Source organism: Burkholderia cenocepacia (assembly GCF_014211915.1).
Lineage (GTDB): Bacteria > Pseudomonadota > Gammaproteobacteria > Burkholderiales > Burkholderiaceae > Burkholderia > Burkholderia orbicola.
The window spans coordinates 596457-623160 of record NZ_CP060040.1 but is presented as its reverse complement, the minus strand read 5'-3'; the positions used below and the strand labels follow the sequence as shown (position 1 = coordinate 623160).

Here is a 26704-nt window from a genome sequence, read left to right as displayed (position 1 = left end):
GCACCCCGCTCGCACCCTATTTCAACGCTCCGATGGACGTCACAGCTACCCGCCCTGCCGCCCGTGCGCTCGACGTGTTCCACCCGGCCGTCGCCGCGTGGTTCACACGCACGTTCCCCGCGCCGACCGGCGCGCAGGCGCTCGCGTGGCCGCACATCAAGGCCGGCCGCTCGACGCTCGTGGCCGCGCCGACCGGCTCCGGCAAGACGCTCACCGCATTCCTGTGCGCACTCGACGATCTGGTACGCGATGCGCTCGCGCACGACGGCACGCTGCCCGATGCGACGCTGGTCGTCTACGTGTCGCCGCTGAAGGCGCTGTCGAACGACATCCACGTGAACCTCGACGCGCCGCTCGCCGGCATCGCGGAATCGCTCGCGCAGCTCGGCCTGCCGGTGCCGGCGATCCGCACCGCGGTGCGCACCGGCGATACGACGCAGGCCGAGCGCGCCGCGCTGCGCAAGCGCGCGCCGCACATCCTCGTCACGACACCCGAATCGCTGTACGTGCTGCTGTCGTCCACGTCGGGGCGGCAGATGCTGTCGAACGTGCGCTCGGTCATCGTCGACGAAATCCATGCGCTGGCGTCGTCCAAGCGCGGCAGCCATCTCGCGCTGTCGCTCGAACGCCTCGACGCGCTGACCGGGCGCACGCTGCCGCGCATCGGGCTGTCGGCCACGCAAAAGCCGATCGACGCGGTCGCGCGCTTCCTCGTCGGCGGGCCGGCCGACGCGCCGCGCGATTGCGCGATCGTCGACACCGGCCACACGCGCGAGCGCGACCTCGCGCTCGAACTGCCGAACGTGCCGCTCGAACCGGTGATGGCGACCGACGTGTGGGAACAGGTGTACGACCGCATCGCCGGGCTCGCGGCCGCGCATCGCACGACGCTGGTGTTCGTCAACACGCGGCGTACCGCCGAGCGCATGGCGCGCCATCTCGCCGACCGGCTCGGCAAGGACGCGATCGCCGCACATCACGGCAGTCTCGCGAAAGAGCACCGCTTCGACGCCGAGCAGCGCCTGAAGCGCGGCGAACTGAAGCTGCTCGTCGCCACCGCGTCGCTTGAACTCGGCATCGACATCGGCGACGTCGATCTCGTCTGCCAGGTCGGCTCGCCGCGCGGCATCGCGCCGTTCCTGCAGCGTGTCGGCCGCTCGGGGCACCACGTCGGCGGCGTGCCGAAGGGGCGGCTCTTTCCGCTGTCGCGCGACGAGCTGGTCGAATGCGCGGCGCTGCTCGATTGCGTGCAGCGCGGCGAACTCGATGCGCTGCGGATTCCCGAGGCGCCGCTCGACGTGCTCGCGCAGCAGATCGTCGCCGAAGTCGCGTGCGCGGAATGGCAGGAGGACGCGCTGTATGCGAGCTTCACGCGCGCCGCGCCGTATGCCCGGCTCGCGCGCGAGCGCTTCGACGAAGTGATGAAGATGCTCGCCGAGGGGTTCACGAGCCGACGCGGCGTGCGCGGCGCGTACCTGCACCGCGACGTGGTGGGCGGCACCGTGCGCGGCCGTCGCAACGCGATGATGACCGCAACCACTTCCGGCGGCACGATCCCCGACATGGCCGACTACGCGGTGCTGCTCGAACCGCAGGGCATTCAGGTCGGCACCGTCAACGAGGATTTCGCGATCGAGAGCCTGGCCGGCGACGTGTTCCAGCTCGGCAACCAGTCGTACCGGATCATTCGCGTGGAAACGGGCCGCGTGCGCGTCGAGGATGCGCAGGGTCAATCGCCGGGCATTCCGTTCTGGCTCGGCGAGGGGCTGGGGCGCAGCGATGAACTGTCGGCGGCGGTCGGCCGGTTGCGTGCGCGACTCGACGGGCTGTTCGCGGACGGCGACCGGCATGCGCGGCTCGATGCGGCGAAGCACGCGAACGTCACCGAGGCCGGCAAGACGACCACCCGCGGCAAATCCCGAAAAGCGGCCGCCGAAACTGACGCGCCGCCCGCCTCGCCCGACAACGCGCCCGGCGGCACCGCGCTCGCCCCCACCGAAATCCGCCTCGCGCCCGCGTTGCGCTGGCTGGTCGACGATCTGCGCCTGTCGCCTGACGCCGCGCGCCAGATCGCCGACTACCTCGCCCGCACCCGCGCCGCGCTCGGCGCATTGCCGACGCAGGACACGCTCGTGATGGAGCGGTTCTTCGACGAATCGGGCGGCACGCAGCTCGTGATCCATTCGCCGTACGGCAGCCGCATCAACCGCGCATGGGGGCTCGCGCTGCGCAAGCGCTTCTGTCGCAACTTCAACTTCGAATTGCAGGCCGCTGCAACCGACGACGCGATCATCCTGTCGCTGTCGCTCGCGCACAGCTTCGCGCTCGACGAGGTGTGGCGCTACCTGCGTTCGGCCAGTGCCGAACACGTGCTGATCCAGGCGCTGCTCGATGCGCCGATGTTCGGCGTGCGCTGGCGCTGGAACGCGACCACCGCGCTCGCGCTGCCGCGTTTCACCGGCGGCCGGCGCACCGCACCGCAACTGCAGCGGATGAAGAGCGACGATCTGCTCGCGACGGTGTTTCCCGACCAGGTCGCGTGCCTCGAGAACATCGTCGGCGAACGCGAGATTCCGCATCACCCGCTCGTCGACCAGACGCTCGACGACTGCCTGCACGACGCGATGGACACCGACGGCTGGCTCGCGCTGCTGCGCCGGATCGAAAGCGGCGCGATCGAGCTCATCACGCGCGACTTGCCCGCGCCGTCGCCGCTCGCGGCCGAGATCCTGAATGCGAAGCCCTACGCGTTCCTCGACGATGCGCCGCTCGAGGAGCGCCGCACACAAGCCGTGCAGTCGCGCCGCTGGAGCGACCCTGAAACGGCCGACGATCTCGGCGCGCTCGACGCCGACGCGATCGATGCGGTACGCGACGAAGCGTGGCCGCTCGTGCGCGACGCCGACGAAATGCACGATGCGCTGCTCACCCTCGCCTGCGTCGCCGACGACGAGGCGCACGCGCACGCAGGCTGGCCCGAGCGACTCGCGGAACTCGCGGAACGCCGCCGCGCGACGAAACTCGCGACGCCGGGCGGCGCCGCGCTGTGGGTGCCGGTCGAGCGGCTCGTCTGCGTGCGTGCGCTGCATCCGGACGCCCGCGCGACACCCGCGCTCAAGGTGCCGGCCGCGTGCGCGCAGCCGTGGGAAGCCGATGCGGCGCTCGTCGACGTGATCCGCGCGCGGCTCACCGGCTTCGGGCCGCTCACGCTCGATGCGATCGCCGCGCCGCTCGGCCTGCCGCCCGCGTCGATCGCGACGGCGCTCGCCGCGCTGGAACGCGAAGGCTACGTGATGCGCGGCCGCTTCACGCCGGGCGCGACGACCGACGAATGGTGCGAACGCCATCTGCTCGCGCGCATTCATCGCTATACGGTGAAGCGGCTGCGCCGTGAGATCGAACCGGTCGAACGCGCCGATTTCATGCGCTTCCTGTTCCACTGGCAGCACCTGACACCCGATACGCGCGGCACCGGCCGCGACGCGCTGGCAGCCGTGGTCGAACAGCTCGAAGGCTACGAGGCTGCGGCGAGCGCGTGGGAAGACGCGCTGCTGCCCGCGCGGCTCATCGACTACACGGCGGGCGGCCTCGACGAGCTGTGCCGCTCGGGCAAGCTGGTGTGGACCCGCATCGGCGCGCCGGCGCGCGCGGCCGGCACACCCGTGAAGACGACGCCGATCGTGCTGCTGCCGCGCCGCCATCTTTCCGCATGGCAGGCGCTGCGCGATCCCGATGCGCAACCGGCACTGTCCGCGCGCGCCACGCAAGTGCGCGACGCGCTCGCCGCGCACGGCGCGATGTTCTTCGATGCACTGCTCGACGATCTGCACATGCTGCCCATCGAGCTCGAACAGGCGCTCGGCGAACTCGTGTCGGCCGGCCTCGTGAATGCGGACAGCTACGCGGGCCTGCGCGCGCTGCTGAAGCCGGCCGTCAAGCGCAGCGCGACCTATGCGCCACGCACGCGACGCGGCAGCGCGCTGATCGGCGGGATGGACGACGCAGGGCGCTGGGCGCTCGTGCAACGTCAGGCCCCGCCGGACGATGACGCGCCCACCCCGAAACGCGGCCCTGCCACGACCGATCCCGACGCGCTCGAACATATCGTGTGGACGCTGTTGCGCCGCTACGGCGTCGTGTTCTGGCGATTGCTCGAACGCGAAGCCGACTGGCTGCCGAGCTGGCGCGAACTCGTGCGCGTGCTGCAACGCCTCGAAGCACGCGGCGAGATTCGCGGCGGACGCTTCGTCGCCGGGCTCGCGGGCGAGCAATTCGCGCTGCCCGAGGCCATCCCGATCCTGCGCGAACTGCGGCGGCAACCGGGCGACGGACAATACGTATGCGTGACGGGCGCCGACCCATTGAATCTCGCCGGCACGCTGCTGCCCGGCGACAAGGTGCCGGCGCTGACCGGCAACCGCGTGCTGTTTCGCGATGGCGTGCCCGTCGCATCGCTGGTATCGGGTACGTTCCACTACGCGCTCGACCTGCCGCCCGCCGCGCGCGAGGAGGCACGTCTGCGGCTCGCGCGTTCCTGCTGACATCGGCTGACACGCACGCGGCACCGGACTACTGATCGCCGCGCCGCGCGAGCGTCATCGTTCGGGTAGCATCGAACAATGGACCGCGCGAACTTCCGCGTGTCGCCCACACAAAACAAGACCTTCCGGAGACTGCCGCTCATGCCTTCGCATGCCGATTCGCCCGCTGCCCATCATGCGGGTTCGCTGACCATTTTCCAGGGCGCCGCGCTCTATATCGGCGCGGTGCTCGGCACCGGCGTGATCGCGCTGCCCGCGCTCGCCGCCGACGTCGCCGGGCCCGCCTCGCTGCTCGCGTGGGCCGCGCTCGTCGTGCTGTCCGGGCCGCTCGCGGCCACCTTCGCCGCACTCGGCGCCCGCTATCCCGATGCGGGCGGCGTGTCGACCTACGCGCGGCGCGCATTCGGCCCGAAGGCCGCGGCCATCGTCGGCTGGTGCTTCTATTTCGCGGTGCCGGCCGGCGCGCCGGCCGCCGCGATGTTCGGCGGCGCCTACGTCGCGGCCGTCACGGGCGGCGGACATACGACGGTCATCGTCACCGCCGCCGCACTGATCGCGACCGTATCGGCCGCGAACGCATTCGGCGTCACCGTGTCGGGCCGCATGCAACTCGTGTTGTCGGCACTGCTCGTCGCGCTGCTGCTCGCCGCGGTGCTTGCGTCCGCGCCGCATGCGCGCGCCGCGAACCTGCATCCGTTCGCCCCGCACGGCTGGCTCGCGGTCGGCCAGGCCGCCGCGCTGCTCGTGTGGAGCTTCGCCGGCTGGGAAGCCATCACGCACCTCGCCGCCGAATTCCGCCGGCCGGCGCACGACATGCCGCGCTCGGCCGGCATCGCGGTCGTGGTCGTCGGGTTCCTGTATCTGTCGGTTGCGGCCGCGAGCGTGACGGTGCTCGGGCCTTCCGCGGGCGCATCGGGCGCGCCGCTCGCCGAACTGATCGCGGGCGGCATCGGCGGCCATGCGCAAGTGCTGGCCGCCGCCGCCGCGCTGCTGCTCACGCTCGGCACGATGAACGCGTATTTCGCCGGCGCGGCCAAGCTCGGCGCGGCGCTCGGACGCGACGGCGCGTTGCCTGCGTGGCTCGCGCAGGGCAGCCAGGTCGGCGGCGTGCCGCGTCGCAGCCTCGGCGTGATCGCGGTGCTGGCGGCCATCGCGCTGACCGCCACGGCGCTGTCGGACGTCGGGCCGAAGCCGCTCGTGCTCGTGACGTCCGGATGTTTCGTGATGGTGTACGGGCTCGGCGCGGCCGCCGCGCTGAAGCTGCTGCCGCGCGGCGGCATCGCGTACCGCTGCGCGTGGATTTCGCTGATTGCGGTCGGCGGGCTGTTCGTGACGACCGGCTGGTATTTCCTGTGCCCGCTGCTGCTTGCGGGCGGTGCGCTGCTTTATCTGCAGATCACCGGCCCGCGTCGATGACCCGGCAAGCGCCCGCGGGTCGACGCCCGCCAGCTCGCCACACCCGTCGCGCGAACCATCACGCCGATCCGGCCGCCGCGCGCCGTTCGTTCGCGCCGCTCAGGCCGGCACCAGCTCGAAGCTGAGCCGTTTGCCGAGCGCGGCGGCCGCGCTCGCGAGCGTCGCGAGCGTGAGGCTCGTGTCGGTTTCGTCGAGCAGGCGGTTGAGTGCGGCGCGGCTGGTTTTCATCCGCGCGGCCATCGCGGTTTTGGTGATGTGCTGCGCCTTCATTTCCTGCCCGATCTGCCACGCGATCACGCGCTTGATCGCGGTGGCGGTGGCCGCTTCGAGATTGCCGTCCGCTTCGAGGAAGGCGTCGAAATCGCTGCCGATATACGGATTGTTCGTGGTCGTCATGTCGTACTCCAGGTGCATGGCGTTGCCGGCCGCCCGACCGTCGGAGACGGTGCGTTCCGGCACAACCGGGGAATTCAGATGGCGCGCGTCAGCGTTTTCAGGCGCGCGACGGTCACGTCGAGATCGTCCGACGGCGTGCCCCGCGACTGCTTGAAGAAGCCGTGCAGCAGCACCATCGTGTCGCCGACGACCGTGAACAGCACGCGTGCGCTTCGCCCCGGCACCATCACGCGGATCTCCCACAGATCCTTCGCCATCTTCCGGACCAGCGGCATGCCGAGCGGCCAGCCGAGTTGAACGGTCTTGATCTCTTCGCCGATCGCCCTTCGCTCCGCTTGCCCGAGCGCATGGAGCCATTCGCGCACCGGCTCGTGGCCGCGGGCCGTCCGGAAGAACCGCACGCCGAGCGTGACCTGAATCTGCTGTCTCGCCATCGTCTTCCCGCCCATCGTATCAAAAACGGTACGATATGCCAAGCACCCCGACGACGGCTACTGACCGGATAGCCAATCCTGCGGCAACAAAAGAAATCGGCCCGGTGGATCGCCCCGGGGCCCGATGAGATCAACGCTTGCCGCGAGCAGGCTTGCGCGCCGCGCGTGACGCCCGGTGCGGGCGTGCATCGCCGAACCGCGACCGCGCGATGTCGCGCACCGCGTCGATCAGCGTCCGCGCGACCGGCGACGGCTGCGCATCGGTACGCAGCACGAGTCCGACCGGCTCGTCGGTGCCCGCCGCCGGCAGCGGCAGGCGCGCCAGCGCACCGGCCGACAGATCGTATTCGGCTGCATAGAGCGGCACGAACCAGACCGCGTCGTTCTCGAGCGCCAGCGCGCGCGCGACCGATACCGACAGCACCTCGATGAACGAATCCAGCGGCGGCGCGCCGCATGCGCCGAGCAGTTGCTCGGCGGACTGGCGGATCAGCGTGCCGAACGGCGGCAGCACGACCGGATAGCGCGCCAGCTCGGCGGCCGGCGCTGCGCTCGCGAGCAGCGGATGCCCGGCGCGCACGACCGCGACGAGCGGCTCGTTGTACAACTGCTCGAACGCGAGCCCGATCATCCGCTCCGGCTCCGACAGCCGCCCGATCGCGCATTCGATCGCCCCGGCTTTCAGACGCTCGAGCAACTCGGCGTTCGCGGCCGTCGCGATCCGCACGACGATGCGCGGCCAGCGCGCGGTCAGCGCCTTCATCAAGGCCGGCGCGAGCGAGGCCGCGACGGTCGGCAGCATGCCGATTTCCAGTGTCGCGGCCGCCGCCCCGCCCTCGCGCGCCAGCAGCCCGACGCCCTGCCGCAGCGCCAGCACGCACGCATTCGCGTGCGGCATGAACAGTTGCGCTTCGCGAGTCGGCTGCGCGCCGTGCCGGCCGCGCTCGAACAGCTTCACGCCGAGGATCGCCTCCAGCTCGGCGATCGTCTTCGACACGGCCGGTTGCGTGATCGACAGGCTTTCGGCCGCCTTCTGCACGCCGCCCAGCTGCGCGACCGCGAGAAAGCATTGCAGGTGCCGGAATTTGACGCGGCCGTCGGCGATACGGTTATTCATAACGGGTGGTTATGCGAATGACGATGAATCGCCATTTTGCATAACTTTCCGGAAAGACCCAAGCGTTCGGCGTGGCGTCATCCGTGGCGCCGCAGCGCATGGAATCCCGTCGGCTCCCAGATCCGTTTCGCGATCAGCAGGGCCGTGCCGTGCTTGTGCCCGAGCGGCGCGGACGACGACTCCGCATGCAGCGCCGCCGCCTTGCTGGCGAGCCGCCGCAGTTCCTGTTCGAGCTCCGCGGCGGCCGCGTCCGTCAGCATCCCTTGCAGGAACGTCATCGTCTCGCCGGGGCCGTCGAAGCGGCTGCCGAGAAAGTCGTCGAGCACGTGCGCGTGAAAGTAACGGCGGATCGGCCCACCCGGCAGCCAGTCGAAATCGCGCGCGACCCGCACGCGAATCCGGTCGCCGGGCAGCAGCGCGATCACGTTCATCCGGTCGAGCATCAGCAGGTATTTCACGCACTCGGCCTGCGTGAGCCGATAGGCCGCCACGATGTCCTGCACGGTCCAGTAGTTGATCGCGCAGACGGCGACCAGCAGCAGCTTCTCGTCCGACACGAGCAACGCCTCCTGCTGCTCGGTCAGCACGCGCAGGCGCGGCGCGGATGCCGACGCTTCCTGCACGAGCTCGGCGAGCGTATAGCCGAGCAGTTGCGCGATCTCCGCGACGCGTTCCAGCGTGAAGCGGCCGCTCGCGAACAGCCGCTTCACGCTCGTCTCGGAGACGTCGAGCGCACGCGCGACGTCCCGGTAAGTCATTCCCTGCGCCTTGAGCTGGCGCTTCAGCGTTTCGATGAGTTGGGCGGTCTCAGTCATGTCGGTATCAAAAAATGATGCTCGAGGTCGGATATTAGGCTACCCACGCATCCATATCAGCACTTTTGGATACTTGTCTGCATAATCCGCTCCGTCCTGTCATGCAACGACGGAGCCGAAATGACCACCCGAATCGACACAGCCGCCTGCGAACCGCACTCCACCGCACCGCGCGATGCACGCGACACCGATCGCACGATGCCGCTCGCCACCGTGCGCACACTGGCTGCCGGCGCGCATGTCGGCGATCTCGTGTTCATCCGCGTGCCGGCCGGTGCACCGGATGCCACGGCCGGGTCGGCCGGCACGTGGGCCAACCGCTTCGGCATCGTCGTCGATACGTCGGGCGACGAACCGCTGATCGCCGAGCCCACGGTATTCGCGTGGACGAAGCTCACGCCGCTGTCGCGCTTCGTTGCCCGTGCCGACGGCGGACGCATCGCGCTGGCGCGCCGCGTCGCGGCAGCGTCGGCCGACGCGCAACGCCGCATCCATGCGCTGGCCGAGCAGCGAATCGACGCGCTGCTCGGCAGCCGCTTCGACCTGCGCGCGCGGCGCGGTTTCTGCGCGCAGTACGTGACCGACGTGCTCGGTGCCGGCCACGCGGCGACACCGTCGGCCCTGCTGCGCGGCGGCACGCTGGCGCTCGAATTCGACGGGATCGTGTTCGATCCCCGCCATCCCTGACGACGGGCACGCTCGGGAAGATCGGATAACAACGAGAACGAACGACAAAAAACAGCGACGGGCTGGCTGGAGGGCCGTGCACGGGGTCGTCACCGACGACGCGAAGCCCGATCGCTTTTTCCGCCGGACAGGCTTCCTGTCCGGCGGATTTTCATTGCCCGGACGAACATAACGAATGGTTATGCGATTCGCGAGAAAAGGTCATTTTTCATAACTTTCCGGATTGGCTAAAGTCGTGCCATCCACCTCGCCCAATACTTACCAGGAGACGCCCGATGGATTCCCCCACGATCCTCACGCCGCGCGACTGGCCGTCGCATCCGGCCTATGTCCACCCCGAGTACCGTTCGTCCGTGAAGCGCGGCCCGACCCGCCCGCTGATCCCGCTGAAGGAAAAACTCCGCGACCAGTACGCGCCCGTCTACGGCGCGGAAGATCTCGGCGCGCTCGACCACGACCTGACGAAGAACGCCGTGAAGAACGGCGAGCCGCTCGGCGAGCGGATGGTCGTCACCGGCCGCGTGCTCGACGAAGGCGGCAAGCCCGTGCGCAACACGCTCGTCGAGGTGTGGCAGGCCAACGCGGCCGGCCGCTACGTGCACAAGGTCGACCAGCACGACGCGCCGCTCGACCCGAACTTCCTCGGCGCGGGCCGCTGCCTGACCGACGACGAAGGCCGCTACCGCTTCCTGACGATCAAGCCCGGCGCGTATCCGTGGGGCAACCATCCGAACGCGTGGCGCCCGAATCACATCCACTTCTCGCTGTTCGGCGATTACTTCGGCTCGCGTCTCGTCACGCAGATGTACTTCCCCGGCGATCCGCTGCTCGCGTACGACCCGATCTTCCAGGGCACGCCGGAAGCCGCGCGCGAGCGCCTGATCTCGCGCTTCTCGATGGACATCACCGAAGAAGGCTATGCGCTCGGCTACGAATTCGACATCGTGCTGCGCGGCCGCGACGCCACCCCGATGGAGCGCTGAACCATGACGACGCTGAAGCAAACCCCTTCGCAGACGGTCGGCCCGTACTTCGCGTACGGCCTGTGCCCGCAACAATACGACTACGACCTGAAAAGCCTGTTCACGCCGACGATTGCCGCGGCGCACGCCGAGGGCGAGCATGTGCTGCTGGTCGGGCAGGTGTTCGACGGCGACGGCAACGTGGTCGGCGACGCGGTGCTCGAATTCACGCAGGTGGATGGCGCGGGCCGCTACCCCGCGTCGCGCGACGACATCGCGAAATCCGGCTTCACGGGCTTTGCGCGAGTCGGCACGGGCACCGACCCGCAGCAGCGCTTCGTCGTCGAGACGGTGAAGCCGGGCCGCGTCGCCGCCGACGAAGCGCCGCACATCAACGTAACCGTGATGATGCGCGGCATTCTCACCCATGCGTTCACACGCGTGTACTTCGACGACGAAGCCGCCGCGAACGCGATCGACCCCGTGCTGAACGCGGTGCCGGCCGAGCGCCGCGCGACGCTCGTCGCGAAACGCGACGCGCAGCCGGGCCGGCCGGTCGTCTACCGCTTCGACATCCGCATGCAGGGGCCGGAAGAAACCGTGTTCTTCGACGTTTGACGCACGCACGCGCCGGCGCTTGACGGCTTCGGGCGCAACCGCTTCGCCGTGTGACGCGATACCGACGGGCATCGCGCCACACGGCGTTTTTGCGCACGGCGCCCCCATCATTCGATGGTGCACTGCATCGTGACCAACGGGGCCGCGGATGCCCGTCGTCATCGGCTTCCCGCCCCGATATCGAACTCGCCATTGAAACGCATGCTGCGACAGCACATCAATCGGCGGGTCGACACGATATCGTTTGCGCGTTATGCGGCGTATGCTTCGTTATCCGCAACGAGCTGACAGGATTAAATCAGACGAAGCAACAATGACATGCATCATGCGCGACGCTGCCCCTGAGGCGGCCCGCGCATTTTTTTCAGACAGAGTGCCTTTAAACGCGTCTGGCCGAAGTTGGCGGACGCGTATTTTTTGGCGGCGACCGGCTAGCGACGAATCTCGAGATAGCGGCTCGGCGTGTCGCCGAGAATGCGGCGAAACGCCGACGTGAACGCACTCGCGCTCGCGTAGCCGAGATCGAGCGCCACGCGCGTCACCGGCTGCCCGTCGGTCAGGCGGGCAATCGCCGCCAGCATGCAGACCTGCTGGCGCCAAGCGGCAAAACTCACGCCCGTCTGCGCGCGAAACTGCCGCGTGAACGTGCGGCGGCTCACGCCTGCGTCGGCCGCGACGCGGTCGAGATCGGCGTCGATCGACGGTGCCGCGAACAGGTGCCGGCACACCTTCGCCAGCCGCGCGTCGGCCGGCAGCGGCGCATGCAGCGACAGGCGCGGCATCGTCGCGATTTCCGCGACCAGCAGATCCATCAGCTTGCCCGCGCGACCGTCGACGTCGTACATGGCCGGCAGGTCGATCGCATCGTCGAGCAGTTGCCGCAGCAGCGACGACACGCCATACACGCCGCACTGGGCCGGCAGCCCGGCCGCCTGCGCGGCGTCGACGGACACGAACGCATTGAGCATCGTGACCGGCCCGGTCATCGTCATTTCGTGCCGCACGCCGGCCGGCACCCAGCACGCGCGCTGCGGCGGCACCAGCCAGCGCCCGTGCGGCGTCGACACGCTGATCGTGCCGCGCGACGCGAACGCGAATTGCCCGCGCACGTGCGCGTGATCCGGAAACGTCGTGCCCGCCGCAAAGTCGTTGGCGAGCACGACCACGCTCCGGGGAATGTGTTCGTAGGGATCTAGCAGCGTATTTCTCACGGCCCGAATTCCATCATCAATGACCCGATATCGAAGGCGGGTCGCCTTCGAACGATCTACGATCCGCTCCACCGTTGCGCGACCTCGCGGCCGCAACCCCCGCCGGCCTGGTCGGCCGGATGGCAACCTCATCGGAGCGGACATGCCCAATACGTTTCATCGCGTGGGGAAAGGCCCCCACCCTGTTCTCGTGCTGCACGGCTGGTTCGGCGACGCCCGCGCGTTCGAACCGCTCGAAGCCTGGCTGTCGCGCGAGCACTTCAGCTATGTATTCATGGACTACCGAGGTTACGGCGGTATGCGCGACGCACACGGCAACTACACGATCGACGAGATCGCCGCCGATACGCTCGCGCTCGCCGACGCGCTCGGCTTTCCGACCTTCAGTCTCGTCGGCCATTCGATGGGCGGCATGGCGATCGAGAAGATCGCCGCCATCGCGCCCGACCGCGTGCGCGCGCTGGTGGCGATCGCACCCGTGCCGTGCGGCGGCCTGCCGTTCGACGCCGCTCGACGCGCGCTATTCGAGCGGGCCGCCGACCACCTCGCCGATCGCCGGACCATCATCGACCGCAGCACCGGTAACCGGCTGCCCGCCGCCTGGATCGAGTGGAAAGCCGCGTATTCGGCAGCCTGTTCGTCGGCGCGGGCATTCGCCGCATACTTCCGCGCGTGGGCCGATACGGATTTCAGCGAAGAGATCACGGGCATCCATCCGGTCAAGGTACTGATCGGCGAGCACGATCCGGCGTTCGACGCGGCGCTGATGGCCCGCACCTACCTGCGGCGCTATCCGCTCGCCAGCGTCGACGTGTTGCGCAATGCCGGCCATTATCCGATGAACGAAACCCCGCTCGCGCTGGTCGCGGCGATGGAAGCATTCCTGCTCGCCCCGACGGCCCGCCCCGTCGCGATCGGCTGACCGGCCGCGCGCCGGCGGCATCGTCGCGGCACGCATCACCGCAGCATGAACGACATCGCCGACAGGCTGTTCAGCGTGCGCACCACGTGCTCGACCGACGGCCCGTCGAAGCGCAGCGTCACCGCATCGACGCGCTCGAGCGACGGCAGCACGCAGAAAAGGTCGGCGAGCGCGGCCGTCTGTACGCGCAGCGTGCAGGCGGCCGGCGCGGGCCGATGAGCGCCCGCGCGCCGGCCGGACGACAGCGCCTGCGCGACCGTCTCGCGCGCCGCGGTCGCGATCCGGGCGCACGACGCGGACGGCGTGAGCGTCTCGCCGCTCGATGTGCCGCCGGCCGTCTTGACCGTCTCGAAGCGCGCGTCCGGAAACAGCGGCTGCGTTTCCTCGGCGAATACGTCGTCGCCGGTCGCGAGCGCGACATGGGCACCGTATTCGCGCGCCAGCGCGCCACACAGCCCGGCTTCGCCGAGCTCGACGCCGTTCAGCCACACCTGCGTGAACGCAAAGCTGTTGATCGTATGTGCGAGCACGCCGCGCGTCTGCGATTTCGCGTGATAGCCGATCATGAACACGAGATCGGGCTGCTGTTCGAGGCCCGCCATCATTCCGAGCGTGCGCGGCTTGCCGAGCACGACGCGCGCCCGCGCATCGAGCCCGTCGGGCAGCAGGTTGCGATAGCCGCCATGCGAATCGTTGACCCACACGGCCTGCGCGCCGCCTGCGAACGCGCCTTCGATCGCCGCGTTCGCCTCGGCGGTCATCCAGCGGCGCGCGCGTTCGTATTCCGGATTGCCGGCGCGCGTCTGCTCGGTCGCGAATACGCCGGCGACGCCCTCGATGTCGGTCGAGATCAGAATCTTCATGACTGGGTCAGATGCCCTTCGTTGTCTTCGTTGAACAGCCGGTCGAGATCGGGCACCGCGTCGCGCAGCGCTTGCCGCACGTGGCCGTCGCGCCCGGCGACCGTCACCGCCTGCAGCAAGGCGTCGGCGATCGCGTGCTCGACGCTTTCGGCCGCGGCCATGAACAGCGGATCGAGCGCCGCATCGGCCACGAGGGCCGGCAGCGCGATCGTCGATGCGTCGTGCGCGATCGTGTAGGCGGTCGAGAAAGCGAGCGCGATGTCGCCGCTGCCATGCCCGTAGACGGAACCCGTGCGGGCCAGCCCCGCCCCCGCGCGGCGCGCGAGCCGCGACAGTTGCCGCGCGTCGAGCGGCGCATCGGTGGCCAGCAACAGGATGATCGAGCCCTGCTCGGGCGGCGCCGCGTGAACCGCTTCGGCTGCGCGCCGTTGCGCGACGATGCGCCCGAGCGGCACGCCGCCGAGCGTCAGCATCGGCAGCCGGCCGAAATTCGCGAGCACGAGCGCACCGACCGTATAGGGCCGGCCGGCCGCGACGGCCACGCGCGACGCGGAACCGATCCCGCCTTTCAGGTCGAAGCACGACATCCCGCGCCCGGCGCCCACCGCGCCCCGTGCGACGTCGCGCGACGCCGCGCGGCATGCGTCGTCGTAGTGCGCGGCGGTGACCGCGAACGCCTGGATGTCGTTCAGGTAACCGTCGTTGCACTCGAACACGAGCGGATTGACGGTCGACCAGTCGCGGCCGATCCGCGGATTCGCCGCGATCGCCGCGCGGATCTGCGCCTGTGCGACCGCGCCGACGCCGAACGTATGGGTCAGCGCGATCGGCGTATCGAGCGTGCCGAGTTCGTCGACCTGCACGAGCCCGACGCTCTTGCCGAACCCGTTGATCACGGCCGCCCCCGCCGGCACCTTGCTGCGGTACACGTCGCCCGGATGCGGCTTCACGACGGTCACGCCCGTCTGCACGTTGCCGGCATCCAGCGTGCAATGGCCGACCGTCACGCCCGGTACGTCGGCGATCGTGCCGCGCGGGCCGGCCGGCAGCGTCGCTGTCCACATCGGTGCAGGCCGCATCAACGGCGCTCCAGCTTCGGGTCGAGCGCGTCGCGCAAGCCGTCGCCGAGCAGGTTGAACGCGAGCACGGTCAGGAAGATCGCGAGGCTCGGGAACACCGCGATGTGCGGCGCCGTCACCATGTCCGCGCGCGCCTCGTTGAGCATCGCGCCCCACTCCGGCGTCGGCGGCTGCGCGCCGAGCCCGAGGAACGACAGGCTCGCGGCGGTGATGATCGATGTGCCGATCCGCATCGTGAAGTAGACGACGACCGACGACACGGTGCCCGGCAGGATGTGCCGCATGATGATCGTCCAGTCGGACGCGCCGATGCTGCGCGCGGCCTCGACGTAGGTCATGTGCTTGAGCACCAGCGTGTTGCCGCGCACGAGCCGCGCGAACGCCGGGATGCTGAAGATCGCGACCGCGCAGATCACGTTGACCATCCCGTTGCCGAGGATCGCGACCACGCCGATCGCGAGGAGGATGCCGGGGAACGCGAACAGCACGTCGGCGATGCGCATCGTGATGCGGTCCCACCAGCCTTCGTAATAGCCGGCGAGCAGCCCGAAGAACGTGCCGATCACCGCGCCGAGCGCCACCGAGAAGAAGCCGGCCGCGAGCGAGATCCGCGTGCCCGCGACGATCCGGCTGAAGATGTCGCGGCCGAGCGAATCGACGCCGAACCAGTGCACGGCCGACGGCCCCGCGTTCAGCGCGTCGTAGTCGAAATAGTTCTCCGGATCGAACGGCACGATGTGCGGGCCGACGAACGCGAGCACGACGAGCGCGAGCACGAAGCCGCCCGCGACGAGCGCGACGGTCTGCTTGCGGAACTTGCGCCAGAATTCGCGCCACGGCGTGCGGATCGCGGTCGGTGCGGCCGGCGCCGCGGGCTGGACAGTCGCGTTCATGCGCGCCTCACTTGAACCGGATGGTCGGGTTGATGACCGCGTACAGCACGTCGACGGTCAGGTTGATCAGGATGAATTCCAGCGAGAACAGCAGCACGATCGCCTGGATCACCGGGTAGTCGCGCATCGTCACCGCATCGACCAGCAGGCGGCCGAGCCCCGGCCAGTTGAACACGGCCTCGACGACGATCGAGCCGCCGAGCAGGAAGCCGAACTGCAGCCCCATCATCGTGACGACCGGAATCATCGCGTTGCGCAGGCAATGCTTGAGCACGACCATCGGCTCATGCACGCCCTTCGCGCGCGCGGTGCGCACGAAGTCCTCGTTCAGCACCTCGACGAACGACGCGCGCGTGAAGCGCGCCATCACGGCGGCGACCGCGGCGCCGAGCGTCAGCGACGGCAGCACGTAGCTCTTCCACGTGCCGTCCGGCACGACCGGCAGCCAGCCGAGCTTCACAGAGAAGATCTCCATCAGCAGCATGCCGAGCGCGAACGCGGGAAACGAAATGCCCGACACCGCGATCGTCATCCCGAGTCGGTCGGGCCAGCGATTGCGCCACACGGCCGACGCGATCCCGATCGCCATCCCGATCGCCGTCGCCCACACCATGCTGACGAGCGTGAGCAGCAGCGTCGGCATGAAGCGCTCGCCGATCTCGGTCGACACCGGCCGCTTGCTGCGCGTCGAGATGCCGAAATCGCCATGCGCGATCTTCACGAAGAAGTTCGCGAACTGGGTCGGCATCGGCTTGTCGAGCCCGAGATCGGCACGCACGAGCGCGACCGTCGCGTCATCGGCTTCGGGGCCGGCCGCGAGCCGCGCCGGGTCGCCGGGCAGCAGGTGCACGAACAGGAACACCAGCACCGCGACGATCGCGAGCGTGGGCAGCAGGCCGAACAGGCGTTTGACGAGAAAATTCAGCATGGGGCACCGATCGGGTCAACGCGCCGGCGGATTGCGCCGCCGGCGCCGCGTGGCGGGTGAACCGCCGTCATTTCAGCGAGATTTCGTCGAAGTTGAACGAGCCGTCCGGCATCACGTACATGCCCTGCAGGCGCTTGCTGCGTGCGTAGACGATCTTCTCCTGCACGAGGAAGATCCACGGCGCGTCGGCCCAGATCTGCTTCTGCGCATCGGCGTAGAGGCTGGCCTTCTTCGCGCGATCGGTCGTGGAGAGTGCCTGCGCGAGATCGTCGTCGACCAGACCGTTCTTGTAGTACGCCGTGTTGTACAGCTTCGGCGGCGCCGACTCCGACGCAAGCAGCGGCGACAGGGCCCAGTTCGCCTCTCCCGTCGACGCCGACCAGCCGCTGTAGTACATCCGCACCGGCGCCTTCGCCGCATCCTGGGCGCTCTCCACCCGGGCGACGCGCTCGCCGGCCTCGAGCGCCTGCACCTGCACCTTCACGCCGACCTGCGCGAGCTGCTGCTGGACGAACTGGATCACCTTCTGCGCCGTCGTGTGATTGTAGGCGGACCACAGCGTCGATTCGAAGCCGTTCGGATAGCCGGCCTCCTTCAGCAGCGCACGCGCCTTCGCCGGGTCATACGGCCAGGGCCCGAGTTTCGTTGCGTATTCGACGCCCGTCGGCGCCACGCCCGTCTGCGGTGTCGCGTAACCGGCGAACACGACCTTCGCGAGCGCATCCTTGTTGACCGCGTAGTTCAGCGCTTCGCGCACCTTCGGGTTATCGAACGGCTTTTGCCGCGTGTTCAGCGAAATGTAGCGCTGGATGATCGACGGCGCCTCGATCAAGTCCACCTTCGGATTGCTCTTCAGATCGGTCGCCTGCTCGAACGGAATCGTGAACGCGAAATCGGCCTCGCCGGTCTTGATCAGCGCGGCGCGCGTGTTGTTGTCGACCACCGGTTTCCAGTCGATCGCGTCGACCTTCGGATACCCCTTCTTCCAGTAGCCGGCGAATTTCTTCACCTTCATGTCGTCGGTCTGCTTCCATTCGACGAACTCGAACGGGCCGGTACCGACCGGATGCAGCGACACGTCACGCCCCCACTTCTTCAGCGCGGCCGGCGAAATCATCACCGCGGACGGGTGCGCGAGCGTGTTGATGAACGCCGAGAACGGCTCGCGCAACGTGAACCGCACGGTGTTCGGATCGACCACTTCGGTCTTCTCGATCACCCGGAACAGGCCGTACCGCTTCAGCTTGTTCGCCGGATCGGTCACGCGGTCGAAATTCGCCTTCACCGCGGCGGCATTGAAGTCGGTGCCGTCGTGGAACTTCACGCCCTGGCGCAGTTTGACCGTGTACACCTTCGCGTCCGGCGACGCCGTATAGCTGGTCGCCAGCACGTTGACGAGCTTCATGTTCCGGTCGAAACCGAACAGGCCTTCGTAGAACGACTTGACGACAGCCTGCGACACCGTGTCGTTCGCGTCGTACGGGTCCATCGTCGTAAACGTCGAGTACACGGCGACCACGACGTTCTGCTGCGCGAACGTGGGCACCGCGACCGACAACGCGAGCGCGCCGGCCCCCGCGGCGAACAGCGCGCGCGGACGGAACATCGGGAACGAATACGGCTTGTTCATCTTGCTGGGCTCCTGTGGATGATTCGGTAACGCGTGGTGGAAATCGCGGCGTGACGGCACCCTTTCGGGAAAAAGACGCCGTTGCCTTGCTCGTGCGCAGCTTCGGTCCATATGCACCCTCCCGCGCGTTCAATACGCGCCGCCGACGCGATGCGTCGCGACGTAATGATCGGGGCCGACCGCGACGAGCGGCGCGACGACCGGCTCGTCGCCGATCGCGCGGATCGGGCTCGGAATCTCGTCCGCGGCAAGCTGGCGCGGCGCATGCCGGCGCGCGGGGTCGGCCACCGGCACCGCGCTCATCAGCTTCTTCGTGTACGGATGCTGCGGCGCCTCGAACACCGCGCGGCGCGGGCCGATCTCGACGATCTGACCGAGATACATCACCGCGACGCGATGGCTGATGCGCTCGACGACGGCCATGTCGTGCGAGATGAACAGGTACGCGACGCCGAGCTCGCGCTGCAGGTCGAGCATCAGGTTGACGATCTGCGCCTGCACCGACACGTCGAGCGCCGACACCGATTCGTCGGCGATCACGACCTTCGGGTTCAGCGCGAGCGCACGCGCGATCGCGATCCGCTGGCGCTGGCCGCCCGAGAATTCGTGCGGATAGCGGCGCGCGGCCTCCGGCGGCAGGCCGACCTTGTCGAGCAGCCAGTCGACGCGCGCCTGCGCCTCGCTGCCGCTCGCGACGCCGTGCACGAGCAGCGGCTCCATGATCGAGAAGCCGACGGTCAGGCGCGGGTTCAGCGACGCGAACGGATCCTGGAAGATGAACTGGATGTTGCGGCGCAACGCCTGCAGGTCCGAACCCTTCAGCGCGCTGATGTCGCGGCCGTCGAATTCGATCGAGCCGCTTTGCGATTCGACGAGACGCAACAGCGAACGGCCGGTGGTCGACTTGCCGCAGCCCGATTCGCCGACGAGCGCGAGCGTCTCGCCCGCGCGCAGCTCGAAGCTCACGCGTTCGACCGCATGCACGTACTGCGACACGCGGCCGAACACGCCGCTCTTCACCGGAAAGCGCGTGACGAGATCGCGCACGCGCAGGATCGGCGGCGCGGCGTGATCGACGGGCGGCTGCGCGTCGTTCGCGGCGGACGTCGTGGTCGGCGCCGCGGCCGTCGCGCGCGTGCCGTCCACCTTCAGCAGCGGGAATTTCTCGGGCGCGTCGGTGCCCTGCATCGAGCCGAGCCGCGGCACGGCCGCGAGCAGCGCCCGCGTGTAGCGATGCGCGGGCGTCGCGAAGATGCGGTCCGACTCGCCCTCCTCGACCTTCTCGCCGCGATACATCACGAGCACGCGATCGGCCACTTCGGCCACCACGCCCATGTCGTGCGTGATGAAGATCACGCCCATGTTCATTTCGTCCTGCAGCCCGCGCACCAGTTGCAGGATCTGCGCCTGGATCGTCACGTCGAGCGCGGTCGTCGGCTCGTCGGCGATCAGCAGCGCGGGCCGGCACGACAGCGCCATCGCGATCATCACGCGCTGCCGCATCCCGCCCGACAGCTGGTGCGGATAGCGCGCGAACACGCGGCGCGCTTCGGGGATGCGCACGAGATCGAGCAGCCGCAGCGCTTCCGCGCGGGCTTCGGCCGCGCCCTTCGACTGGTGCAGCGCGATCGCCTCGCTGATCTGGTCGCCGACGGTGAACACCGGGTTCAGCGACGTCATCGGCTCCTGGAAGATCATCGCGATGTCCGCGCCGCGGATGCCGCGCATCGTCGCGGCGCTCGCCCGCGCGAGATCGACCAGCGCGCCGCCACGGCGCCGGAACGCGATCCGGCCGCTCGTGATCTCGCCGCCGCCGTGCTCGACCAGCCGCATCAGCGCGAGCGACGTGACCGACTTGCCCGAGCCCGATTCGCCGACGATCGCGAGCGTCTCGCCGCGATCGACGTGAAACGACACGTTGCGCACCGCGTCGAACGTCGCGCCTTCGCGGCGGAACGTGACCGACAGGTCGTCGACGGCCACCACGCGCTGCTCGGGCAGCGCCAGGGGCGACGGGTTACGGCTCGAAGTCATGGCGTATCTCCTCGTGCGATCCGGATCAGGCCGCGTCGTCGCGGTAGATGCCGACGACCGGCGCTTCACCGACGCGTGCGTAGCCGCGATACATCCCTTCGGTGTTGAACGGCATCGCGACGTTGCCGTGCGCGTCGACCGCGATGATCCCGCCGCGGCCCGCGAGGCGCGGCAGCTTGTTCATCACGACGTCGTGCGCGGCGTCGGCGAGCGACGCGCCGCGATACGCGATCTGCGCGGCAACGTCATGCGCGGTCGCGAGCCGGATGAACATCTCGCCGGTGCCTGTCGCGGAGACCGCGCAGGTCGCGTCGTCCGCATAGCAGCCGGCGCCGATGATCGGCGAATCGCCGACGCGCCCCGGCTGCTTGTTCGTGATGCCGCCCGTCGACGTCGCCGCCGCGATGTGGCCGTTCAGGTCGCACGCGACCGCGCCGACCGTGCCGTGCTTGCGGTCCGGATCGAGCGGCTCGGCGGGTTGTGCGGCAGCGCCGAATGCGAAGCTGGCCGCGTCGTGGTCGAGCATCACGCCGGCCGCCGCGCGCGCCTTCACCCACTGCGCATGCCGCGATTCGGTGTCGAAATAGCCGGGTTCCACCAGTTCGAGCCCCTGCGCGGCCGCGAACGCATCGGCGCCCGCGCCGGCGAACAGCACGTGCTCGCTCGCCTCCATCACGCGCCGCGCGGCGAGCACCGGGTTGCGCACGCGCGTCGCGCAGCAGATCGCGCCGGCGCCGAGCGTCGCGCCGTCCATGACCGCCGCATCGAGTTCGTGCTTGCCTTCGGCCGTATAGACGGCGCCGCGCCCGGCGTTGAACAGCGGGCAATCCTCGAGCATCCGCACCGCGACGGTGACGGCGTCGAGCGCGCTGCCGCCCTCGGCCAGCACCTGTTGCGCGGCCTGCAGGATCGCGGTGAGTTCGGCGCGGTACCGACGTTCGGTGTCGGTATCCATCGCTTCGCGCAGGATCGTGCCTGCGCCGCCGTGAATCGCGACGATCGCGGATGAAGTCATGATTTTTTCGGACGTGGGGAAGAAGAGTTGGCGGCCGGCAGCGCCGCTTGCGGCTGCACGAGCCACGGCAGCAGGAATTCGGTCATCTCGGCCGCGGATTTCGCGGACCGGTGGGTGCGCAGCGCGACCGCATCGATCAGCGCCTCGATCATCGTCAGCACCGCGGCTTCCGACGTGGCCGCGAAACGCCGTTCGGCCTTGACGTACAGGTTCAGCGACGCGAGCGGCGCGAGCGGCGATTGCGGGCCGTCGGTGATGCCGAGCACGCGCGCGCCGCGCGCCGCCGCGCGGCGGGCCAGTTCGATCGTGTCCTTCACGTAGCGCGGACACGCGAGCGCGATCACGAGATCGCGCGAGTCGGCCGTATACAGGCGCCGCGCCGCATGCGACGGGCCGCCCAGCAGCGCGAGTGATTGCACGTTGTCGTGGCACACCGACAGCCCGTGCTCCATCAGCCCGGCGAGAAATGCGCTCGACCCGGCGCCGAGAATCAGCACGCGCCGTGCGCCGACGATCGCCTCGACCGCCGCCTCGACGTCGGCCGCATCCAGTTGCGCACGCGTGTTCTCGATGTTGGCGGCAGCCTGGTCGAACACCGCGTCGATCCATGCGGCGCCGCGTACGCCGGACTCCTGCTCCTGCGCGGAACGCAGCCGTTCGACCGGTCCGAGCGTGGCCTCGAAGCCGCGCACGAGCGCCGCGCGCATCGCCGGATAGCCGTCGAAACCGAGCGCCTTCGCGAAGCGGTTCGCGGTCGCGATCGACGCATTCACCGCCTGCGCGAGCTCGTCGATCCGCATCGTCGCCGCGCGAAACGGGTTCGCGAGCACGAATTCGCCCATGCGCCGGTGAATCGGCGTCATCAACGGCATCGTCGACGCGATCCGCTCGGCGATCGCGGGTTCGTCGTGACTGACATCGGGCGGAACGAGAGGCGTCATGCGAAGGGTTGTTGCAAGGTTTGATGAAAATGAATTTACACAATCCGATTCCCGAAAAGAAATAAATTTTCATCAGGGTTGTCACGCCCCATCCGGCGCGCGTCGCCCTCCGGACGATCATCCGGCCCCGTCGCACGGGTCTTTGACGGGCGGCCGTCCTGCGCCGCCGCGCGAGCGATTGCCTCCGCTCATCGGGAAAACCCCGAGTACGTTCGTTCGAATGCAGATTCACGTTGACCGGATTCGCATTCGAACATAGGATGTTCGAAAATGATCAGTCGTCAGATAACATTTCAGTTCGATGACGACGAAATGTTCGCTCGAACACCGTGATTTCGATATAACCCGGTAAAACCGACGCATATCAAGATCGGACATCGTACGAATAAAACGAAACAAGCCGCCCCGAACAGGTGGCCCTCACGGACCGGGCAGGCGCCGCGCGCCCGCCCTCCCTGACAGGAGACAGCAGTGAAGACAGTCAAGGCGTTGCGCTGGTGGATCATCGTGCTCGTGTGTCTCGGCACGATCCTCAACTACCTCGCACGGAATTCCCTCGCGGTGCTCGCGCCCGAGCTCAAGCAAGTGTTCGCGATCTCGACGCAGCAGTACTCGTACATCGTCGGCGCGTTCCAGATCGGCTACACGATCATGCAGCCGGTATGCGGGTTCATCGTCGACCTGATCGGGCTGCGGCTCGGGTTCGCGCTGTTCGCGATGCTGTGGTCGGTGGTCGGCGTCGCGCATGGCTTCGCGTCGGGCTGGCTGTCGCTCGGCATCCTGCGCGGCTTGCTGGGCCTGTTCGAGGCCGCCGCGATTCCGTCGGGAATGAAGGCCGTCGCCGAATGGTTTCCCGATCGCGAGAAATCCGTCGCGGTCGGCTACTTCAACGCGGGCACGTCGCTCGGCGCCGCGATCGCGCCGCCGCTCGTCGTGTTCCTGTCGATGCGGTTCGGCTGGCAGGCCGCGTTCATGGCCACCGGCGCGCTCGGGTTCGTCTGGGCCGCCCTCTGGTACACGCAGTACCGGTCGCCGGCCGACCATCCGCGCATCACGCCGCAGGAACGCACGCTGATCCGCGACGGCCAGGCCACGATGCCGCCCGTGTCGAAGCGCCGTATCCGCGACGTCGTCACCGCCCGACGTTTCTGGGCGATCGCGCTGCCGCGCTTCTTCGCGGAACCCGCGTGGCAAACTTTCAGCTTCTGGATTCCGCTATACCTCGCGACCGAGCGCCACATGCCGCTCACGCAGATCGCGGTGTTCGCGTGGATGCCGTTTCTCGCGGCCGACCTGGGCGGCATCGCGGGCGGCTACCTGTCGCCCTACCTCGCGAATCGCTTCAAGCTGCCGCTCGTATGGTCGCGCGTCGCGGGCGTCGCGCTCGGCGCGCTGCTGATGCTTGGGCCGGCGATGATCGGGCTCGCGTCGTCGCCGTACACCGCGATCGCGCTGTTCTGCGTCGGCGGCTTCGCGCACCAGATGATCTCCGCGCTCGTCAACACGCTGTCGGCCGACGTGTTCGACCCCGAGGAGGTCGGCACCGCGAGCGGCTTCGCCGGGATGGCCGCGTGGATCGGCGGCCTCGGCTTCTCGTTGCTGGTCGGCGCGCTCGCCGACAAGATCGGCTACGCGCCGCTGTTCGCGTGCCTCGGCCTGTTCGACATCATCGGCGTCACGCTGCTCGCACTGCTGATCCGCGGCCAGTCGAAGCAGGAACGCCTGCTCGCGCAGCACGCCTGACCTCCGTTTTCACCAGGAACCGCATTCATGACTTCGCTCCTTCATCCGCCCGTGTTCCGCGTCGCCAGCCACCACGCGAACCGCGTACTGCTCGCGTCCGATACGGGCGCCACCGTCGAAATCTTCGTGCTCGAGGACGACATCGTGCGGGTACGCGTGCTGCCCGACGCGACCGCGCGCACGCCGCGCACGTGGACGATCGCGCCGGGCCTCGACGACGTGCCGCTCGACGGGCGTGACCGCCTCGACCTGGGCGGCTTCGCGCTACCCCACTACGACTTCGCCGAGGACGACGACGCCGTGCGCATCGAAACCGCGCAGATCCGGCTCGCGGTGCGCCGGCAAGGCGGCCACTGCACGTGGTCGCTGCGCGGCGCGGACGGCGCATGGCGCGTCGCGCTCGCCGACCGCGCGACGCAGGCGTACAACTTCGGCTGGTGGGACGATCGCGCGTATCACTACGTCGCCCGCGAGCGCGGCGACCAGGTGTTCGGCCTCGGCGAACGCGCGGGCGAACTCGATCGCACGGGTGCCCGCTTCGAGATGCGCAACATCGACGCGATGGGCTACAGCGCGAAGCACACCGACCCGCTGTACAAGCACATCCCGTTCTACATCACGTGGTCGCCCGATGCGGGCCAGGGCTTCGGGCTGTTCTACGACACGCTGTCCGATTGCGCGTTCGACATGGGCCGCGAGCTCGACAACTACCACGGGCTCTATCGCTATTTCGTCGCCGAGCACGGCGATCTCGACTACTACTTCATCGCGTCGCCCGCTACGCCGCTCGCGGCCGCGCGGCGCTTCACGTGGCTCACCGGGCGCCCCGCGCGCACGCCGAAATGGGGCCTCGGCTATTCGGGCTCGACGATGAGCTACACCGACGCGCCGGACGCGCAGCAGCAGATGAACCAGTTCGTCGAGCAGTGCGACACGCACGACATCCTGTGCGATTCGTTCCACTTGTCGTCGGGCTATACGTCGATCGGCGCGAAGCGCTACGTGTTCAACTGGAACCGCGACAAGTTTCCCGATGCGAAAGGCTTCGTGCAGCATTACCGCGACAACGGCATCCGCCTGTGCGCCAACATCAAGCCGTGCCTGCTGCGCGACCATCCCGCGTTCGACGACGCCGCGCGGCGCGGGCTGCTGATCCGCTCCGCATCGGGCGAGCCCGCATGGGTGCAGTTCTGGGACGAAGTCGGCGCGTACATCGATTTCACGCAGCCGGACGCGTACCGCTGGTGGCGCGAGCAGGTCACGTCGGCGCTGCTGGAATACGGGATCGAATCGACCTGGAACGACAACAACGAATACGAGATCTGGTCGCCCGACGCGATCGCGCACGGCTTCGGCCAGCCGTTCCCGGCGCGCGAGACGAAGGTGCTGCAGACGATGCTGATGATGCGCGCGTCGCGCGATGCGCAGCGCGCACATGCGCCGGCGCGGCGGCCGTTCCTCGTGTCGCGCTCGGGCGGCGCGGGCATGCAGCGCTACGTGCAGACGTGGTCGGGCGACAACTACACGTCGTGGGAAACGCTGCGCTACAACCTGAAGATGGGCCTCGGGCTCGCGCTGTCGGGCGTGTCGAACATCGGCCACGACATCGGCGGCTTCTCCGGCCCCGCGCCGTCGCCCGAATTGCTGCTGCGCTGGGTGCAGTTCGGCATCTTCATGCCGCGCTTCAGCATCCACTCATGGAACGACGACGGCACCGTCAACGAACCGTGGATGTACCCCGAGATCACCGCGCAGATCGCATCGCTGATCAAACAGCGCTACCGGCTGCTGCCGTACCTCTATCACCTGCTGTGGCTGTCCACGACGCGCTACGAGCCCGTGCTGCGGCCGACCCTCGCCGATTTCCCCGGCGATGCGCGCTGCTACGACGCGTGCGACGACATGATGCTCGGCGACGCGCTGCTGGTCGCGCCGGTCGTCGAGCCCGGCCAGACCGAACGCACGGTGTATCTGCCGTCGGGCGCACGCTGGACGTGCTGCGCGAGCGCGCGATCGTTCGACGGCGGCGCGAGCGTGACGCTCCCCGCGCCGCTCGACACGCCGGTAATGCTGCTGCGCGAAGGCCGCGTGCTGCCGCTGAACGTCGCGGAACAGCATTTCGGGGCGCGCGTCGACACGCGTGGCTTCCTCGTCGCACCGCGAATCGAGGATGGCGTCGCGTACGGCGAATGCGTGGAGGACGACGGCGAGACGGAAGCGTGGCGCGACGGCGAATACGGCCTGTGGCACATCGAGACCGGCCGCGAGGCATCTGGCGTGATCGGCGTGTCGGTCCGCTGGGACGGCCGCCCGGCGCGTCCGTCCGATCGCGTCGAGATCCTCCTGCCCGCGTCGCTGCAAGGCCCGGTTGCCGTGCGCGGCGCGCGTGTCGAGCAGGACGCGCGGGACGGCGCGTGGCGCCGCCTCGTCGTCGCGTTCGATCAATGAACCACTGAAGC

The 26704-nt window shown here is 68.8% G+C and carries 21 protein-coding genes; 8 read left to right on the top strand and 13 right to left on the bottom strand.

The genetic code is table 11. From position 1 onward, the window contains the following. The first annotated feature begins 32 nt into the window (after positions 1-32). Together SY91_RS19295 and SY91_RS19290 are read left to right on the top strand one after the other, a co-directional pair. Positions 33-4541 carry a DEAD/DEAH box helicase gene (locus tag SY91_RS19295; RefSeq protein ID WP_023476691.1) on the top strand — a complete coding sequence of 1503 codons (4509 nt, stop codon included), beginning with the start codon at positions 33-35 and terminating at the stop codon, positions 4539-4541. A 141-nt stretch (positions 4542-4682) separates the two neighbouring features. Further along, on the top strand, positions 4683-5957 hold the full coding sequence (locus tag SY91_RS19290) for an APC family permease (protein ID WP_023476689.1): 1275 nt from the start codon (positions 4683-4685) through the stop codon (positions 5955-5957). Positions 5958-6056: 99 nt separating this feature from the next. Here the strand turns inward: SY91_RS19290 and SY91_RS19285 are convergent, their stop codons facing one another. From SY91_RS19285 to SY91_RS19270, 4 genes are all read right to left on the bottom strand, one after another. After that, positions 6057-6353: an XRE family transcriptional regulator gene (locus SY91_RS19285; protein ID WP_006479223.1), complete on the bottom strand. Its 297-nt coding sequence runs from the start codon at positions 6351-6353 to the stop codon at positions 6057-6059. A gap of 74 nt (positions 6354-6427) precedes the next feature. After that, on the bottom strand, positions 6428-6787 hold the full coding sequence (locus tag SY91_RS19280; RefSeq protein WP_006479224.1) for a type II toxin-antitoxin system RelE/ParE family toxin: 360 nt from the start codon (positions 6785-6787) through the stop codon (positions 6428-6430). 130 nt (positions 6788-6917) lie between these two features. Continuing rightward, positions 6918-7904 carry a pca operon transcription factor PcaQ gene (pcaQ, locus tag SY91_RS19275; protein ID WP_006479225.1) on the bottom strand — a complete coding sequence of 329 codons (987 nt, stop codon included), beginning with the start codon at positions 7902-7904 and terminating at the stop codon, positions 6918-6920. Between the two features lie 77 nt (positions 7905-7981). Further along, the gene (locus SY91_RS19270; RefSeq protein ID WP_023476687.1) at positions 7982-8719 is read right to left on the bottom strand and encodes a helix-turn-helix domain-containing protein; all 738 of its coding nucleotides are present in this window, start codon (positions 8717-8719) and stop codon (positions 7982-7984) included. A gap of 120 nt (positions 8720-8839) precedes the next feature. Between SY91_RS19270 and SY91_RS19265 the strand changes: the two genes are divergently transcribed. The 3 genes from SY91_RS19265 (at position 8840) to pcaG (ending at position 10986) form a co-directional block, all read left to right on the top strand. Then, the gene (locus SY91_RS19265) at positions 8840-9406 is read left to right on the top strand and encodes a YiiX/YebB-like N1pC/P60 family cysteine hydrolase (protein ID WP_023476686.1); all 567 of its coding nucleotides are present in this window, start codon (positions 8840-8842) and stop codon (positions 9404-9406) included. Between the two features lie 275 nt (positions 9407-9681). Continuing rightward, positions 9682-10389 (top strand): protocatechuate 3,4-dioxygenase subunit beta, encoded by a 708-nt coding sequence (pcaH, locus tag SY91_RS19260; RefSeq protein WP_011547893.1) that lies wholly within the window; start codon positions 9682-9684, stop codon positions 10387-10389. Between the two features lie 3 nt (positions 10390-10392). Next, positions 10393-10986 (top strand): protocatechuate 3,4-dioxygenase subunit alpha, encoded by a 594-nt coding sequence (pcaG, locus tag SY91_RS19255; RefSeq protein ID WP_006479229.1) that lies wholly within the window; start codon positions 10393-10395, stop codon positions 10984-10986. Between the two features lie 431 nt (positions 10987-11417). Here the strand turns inward: pcaG and SY91_RS19250 are convergent, their stop codons facing one another. Then, positions 11418-12197: an AraC family transcriptional regulator gene (locus SY91_RS19250; RefSeq protein ID WP_034174843.1), complete on the bottom strand. Its 780-nt coding sequence runs from the start codon at positions 12195-12197 to the stop codon at positions 11418-11420. Positions 12198-12339: 142 nt separating this feature from the next. Between SY91_RS19250 and SY91_RS19245 the strand changes: the two genes are divergently transcribed. Next, a complete protein-coding gene (locus SY91_RS19245; protein ID WP_006479230.1) occupies positions 12340-13119 on the top strand; it encodes an alpha/beta fold hydrolase in 780 nt (259 codons plus the stop codon). A gap of 35 nt (positions 13120-13154) precedes the next feature. Here the strand turns inward: SY91_RS19245 and SY91_RS19240 are convergent, their stop codons facing one another. From SY91_RS19240 to SY91_RS19205, 8 genes are all read right to left on the bottom strand, one after another. Further along, a complete protein-coding gene (locus SY91_RS19240; RefSeq protein WP_006479232.1) occupies positions 13155-13982 on the bottom strand; it encodes a M55 family metallopeptidase in 828 nt (275 codons plus the stop codon). Beyond that, positions 13979-15061: a P1 family peptidase gene (locus tag SY91_RS19235; RefSeq protein ID WP_023476684.1), complete on the bottom strand. Its 1083-nt coding sequence runs from the start codon at positions 15059-15061 to the stop codon at positions 13979-13981. Before SY91_RS19235 ends, SY91_RS19240 begins: the two co-directional genes overlap by 4 nt. Further along, positions 15061-15954 carry a glutathione ABC transporter permease GsiD gene (gene gsiD / locus SY91_RS19230; RefSeq protein WP_023476683.1) on the bottom strand — a complete coding sequence of 298 codons (894 nt, stop codon included), beginning with the start codon at positions 15952-15954 and terminating at the stop codon, positions 15061-15063. Before gsiD ends, SY91_RS19235 begins: the two co-directional genes overlap by 1 nt. A 7-nt stretch (positions 15955-15961) precedes the next feature. Beyond that, positions 15962-16882, bottom strand: coding sequence for a glutathione ABC transporter permease GsiC (gsiC, locus tag SY91_RS19225; RefSeq protein WP_006479236.1), 921 nt, complete (start codon positions 16880-16882; stop codon positions 15962-15964). A 67-nt stretch (positions 16883-16949) separates the two neighbouring features. After that, on the bottom strand, positions 16950-18512 hold the full coding sequence (gene gsiB / locus SY91_RS19220; protein ID WP_023476682.1) for a glutathione ABC transporter substrate-binding protein GsiB: 1563 nt from the start codon (positions 18510-18512) through the stop codon (positions 16950-16952). A gap of 129 nt (positions 18513-18641) precedes the next feature. Further along, the gene (locus SY91_RS19215; RefSeq protein ID WP_023476681.1) at positions 18642-20546 is read right to left on the bottom strand and encodes a dipeptide ABC transporter ATP-binding protein; all 1905 of its coding nucleotides are present in this window, start codon (positions 20544-20546) and stop codon (positions 18642-18644) included. 25 nt (positions 20547-20571) lie between these two features. After that, complete coding sequence (locus tag SY91_RS19210) at positions 20572-21561, bottom strand: isoaspartyl peptidase/L-asparaginase family protein (protein WP_023476680.1); 990 nt, start codon at positions 21559-21561, stop codon at positions 20572-20574. Then, positions 21558-22502: a MurR/RpiR family transcriptional regulator gene (locus SY91_RS19205; protein WP_023476679.1), complete on the bottom strand. Its 945-nt coding sequence runs from the start codon at positions 22500-22502 to the stop codon at positions 21558-21560. Before SY91_RS19205 ends, SY91_RS19210 begins: the two co-directional genes overlap by 4 nt. Positions 22503-22973: 471 nt before the next feature. Here SY91_RS19205 and SY91_RS19200 point away from each other — a divergent pair, with 471 nt between their 5' ends. Next, a complete protein-coding gene (locus SY91_RS19200) occupies positions 22974-24245 on the top strand; it encodes an MFS transporter (RefSeq protein WP_011547905.1) in 1272 nt (423 codons plus the stop codon). Positions 24246-24272: 27 nt separating this feature from the next. Further along, a complete protein-coding gene (locus tag SY91_RS19195) occupies positions 24273-26693 on the top strand; it encodes a glycoside hydrolase family 31 protein (protein WP_023476678.1) in 2421 nt (806 codons plus the stop codon). Positions 26694-26704 lie beyond the last annotated feature (11 nt).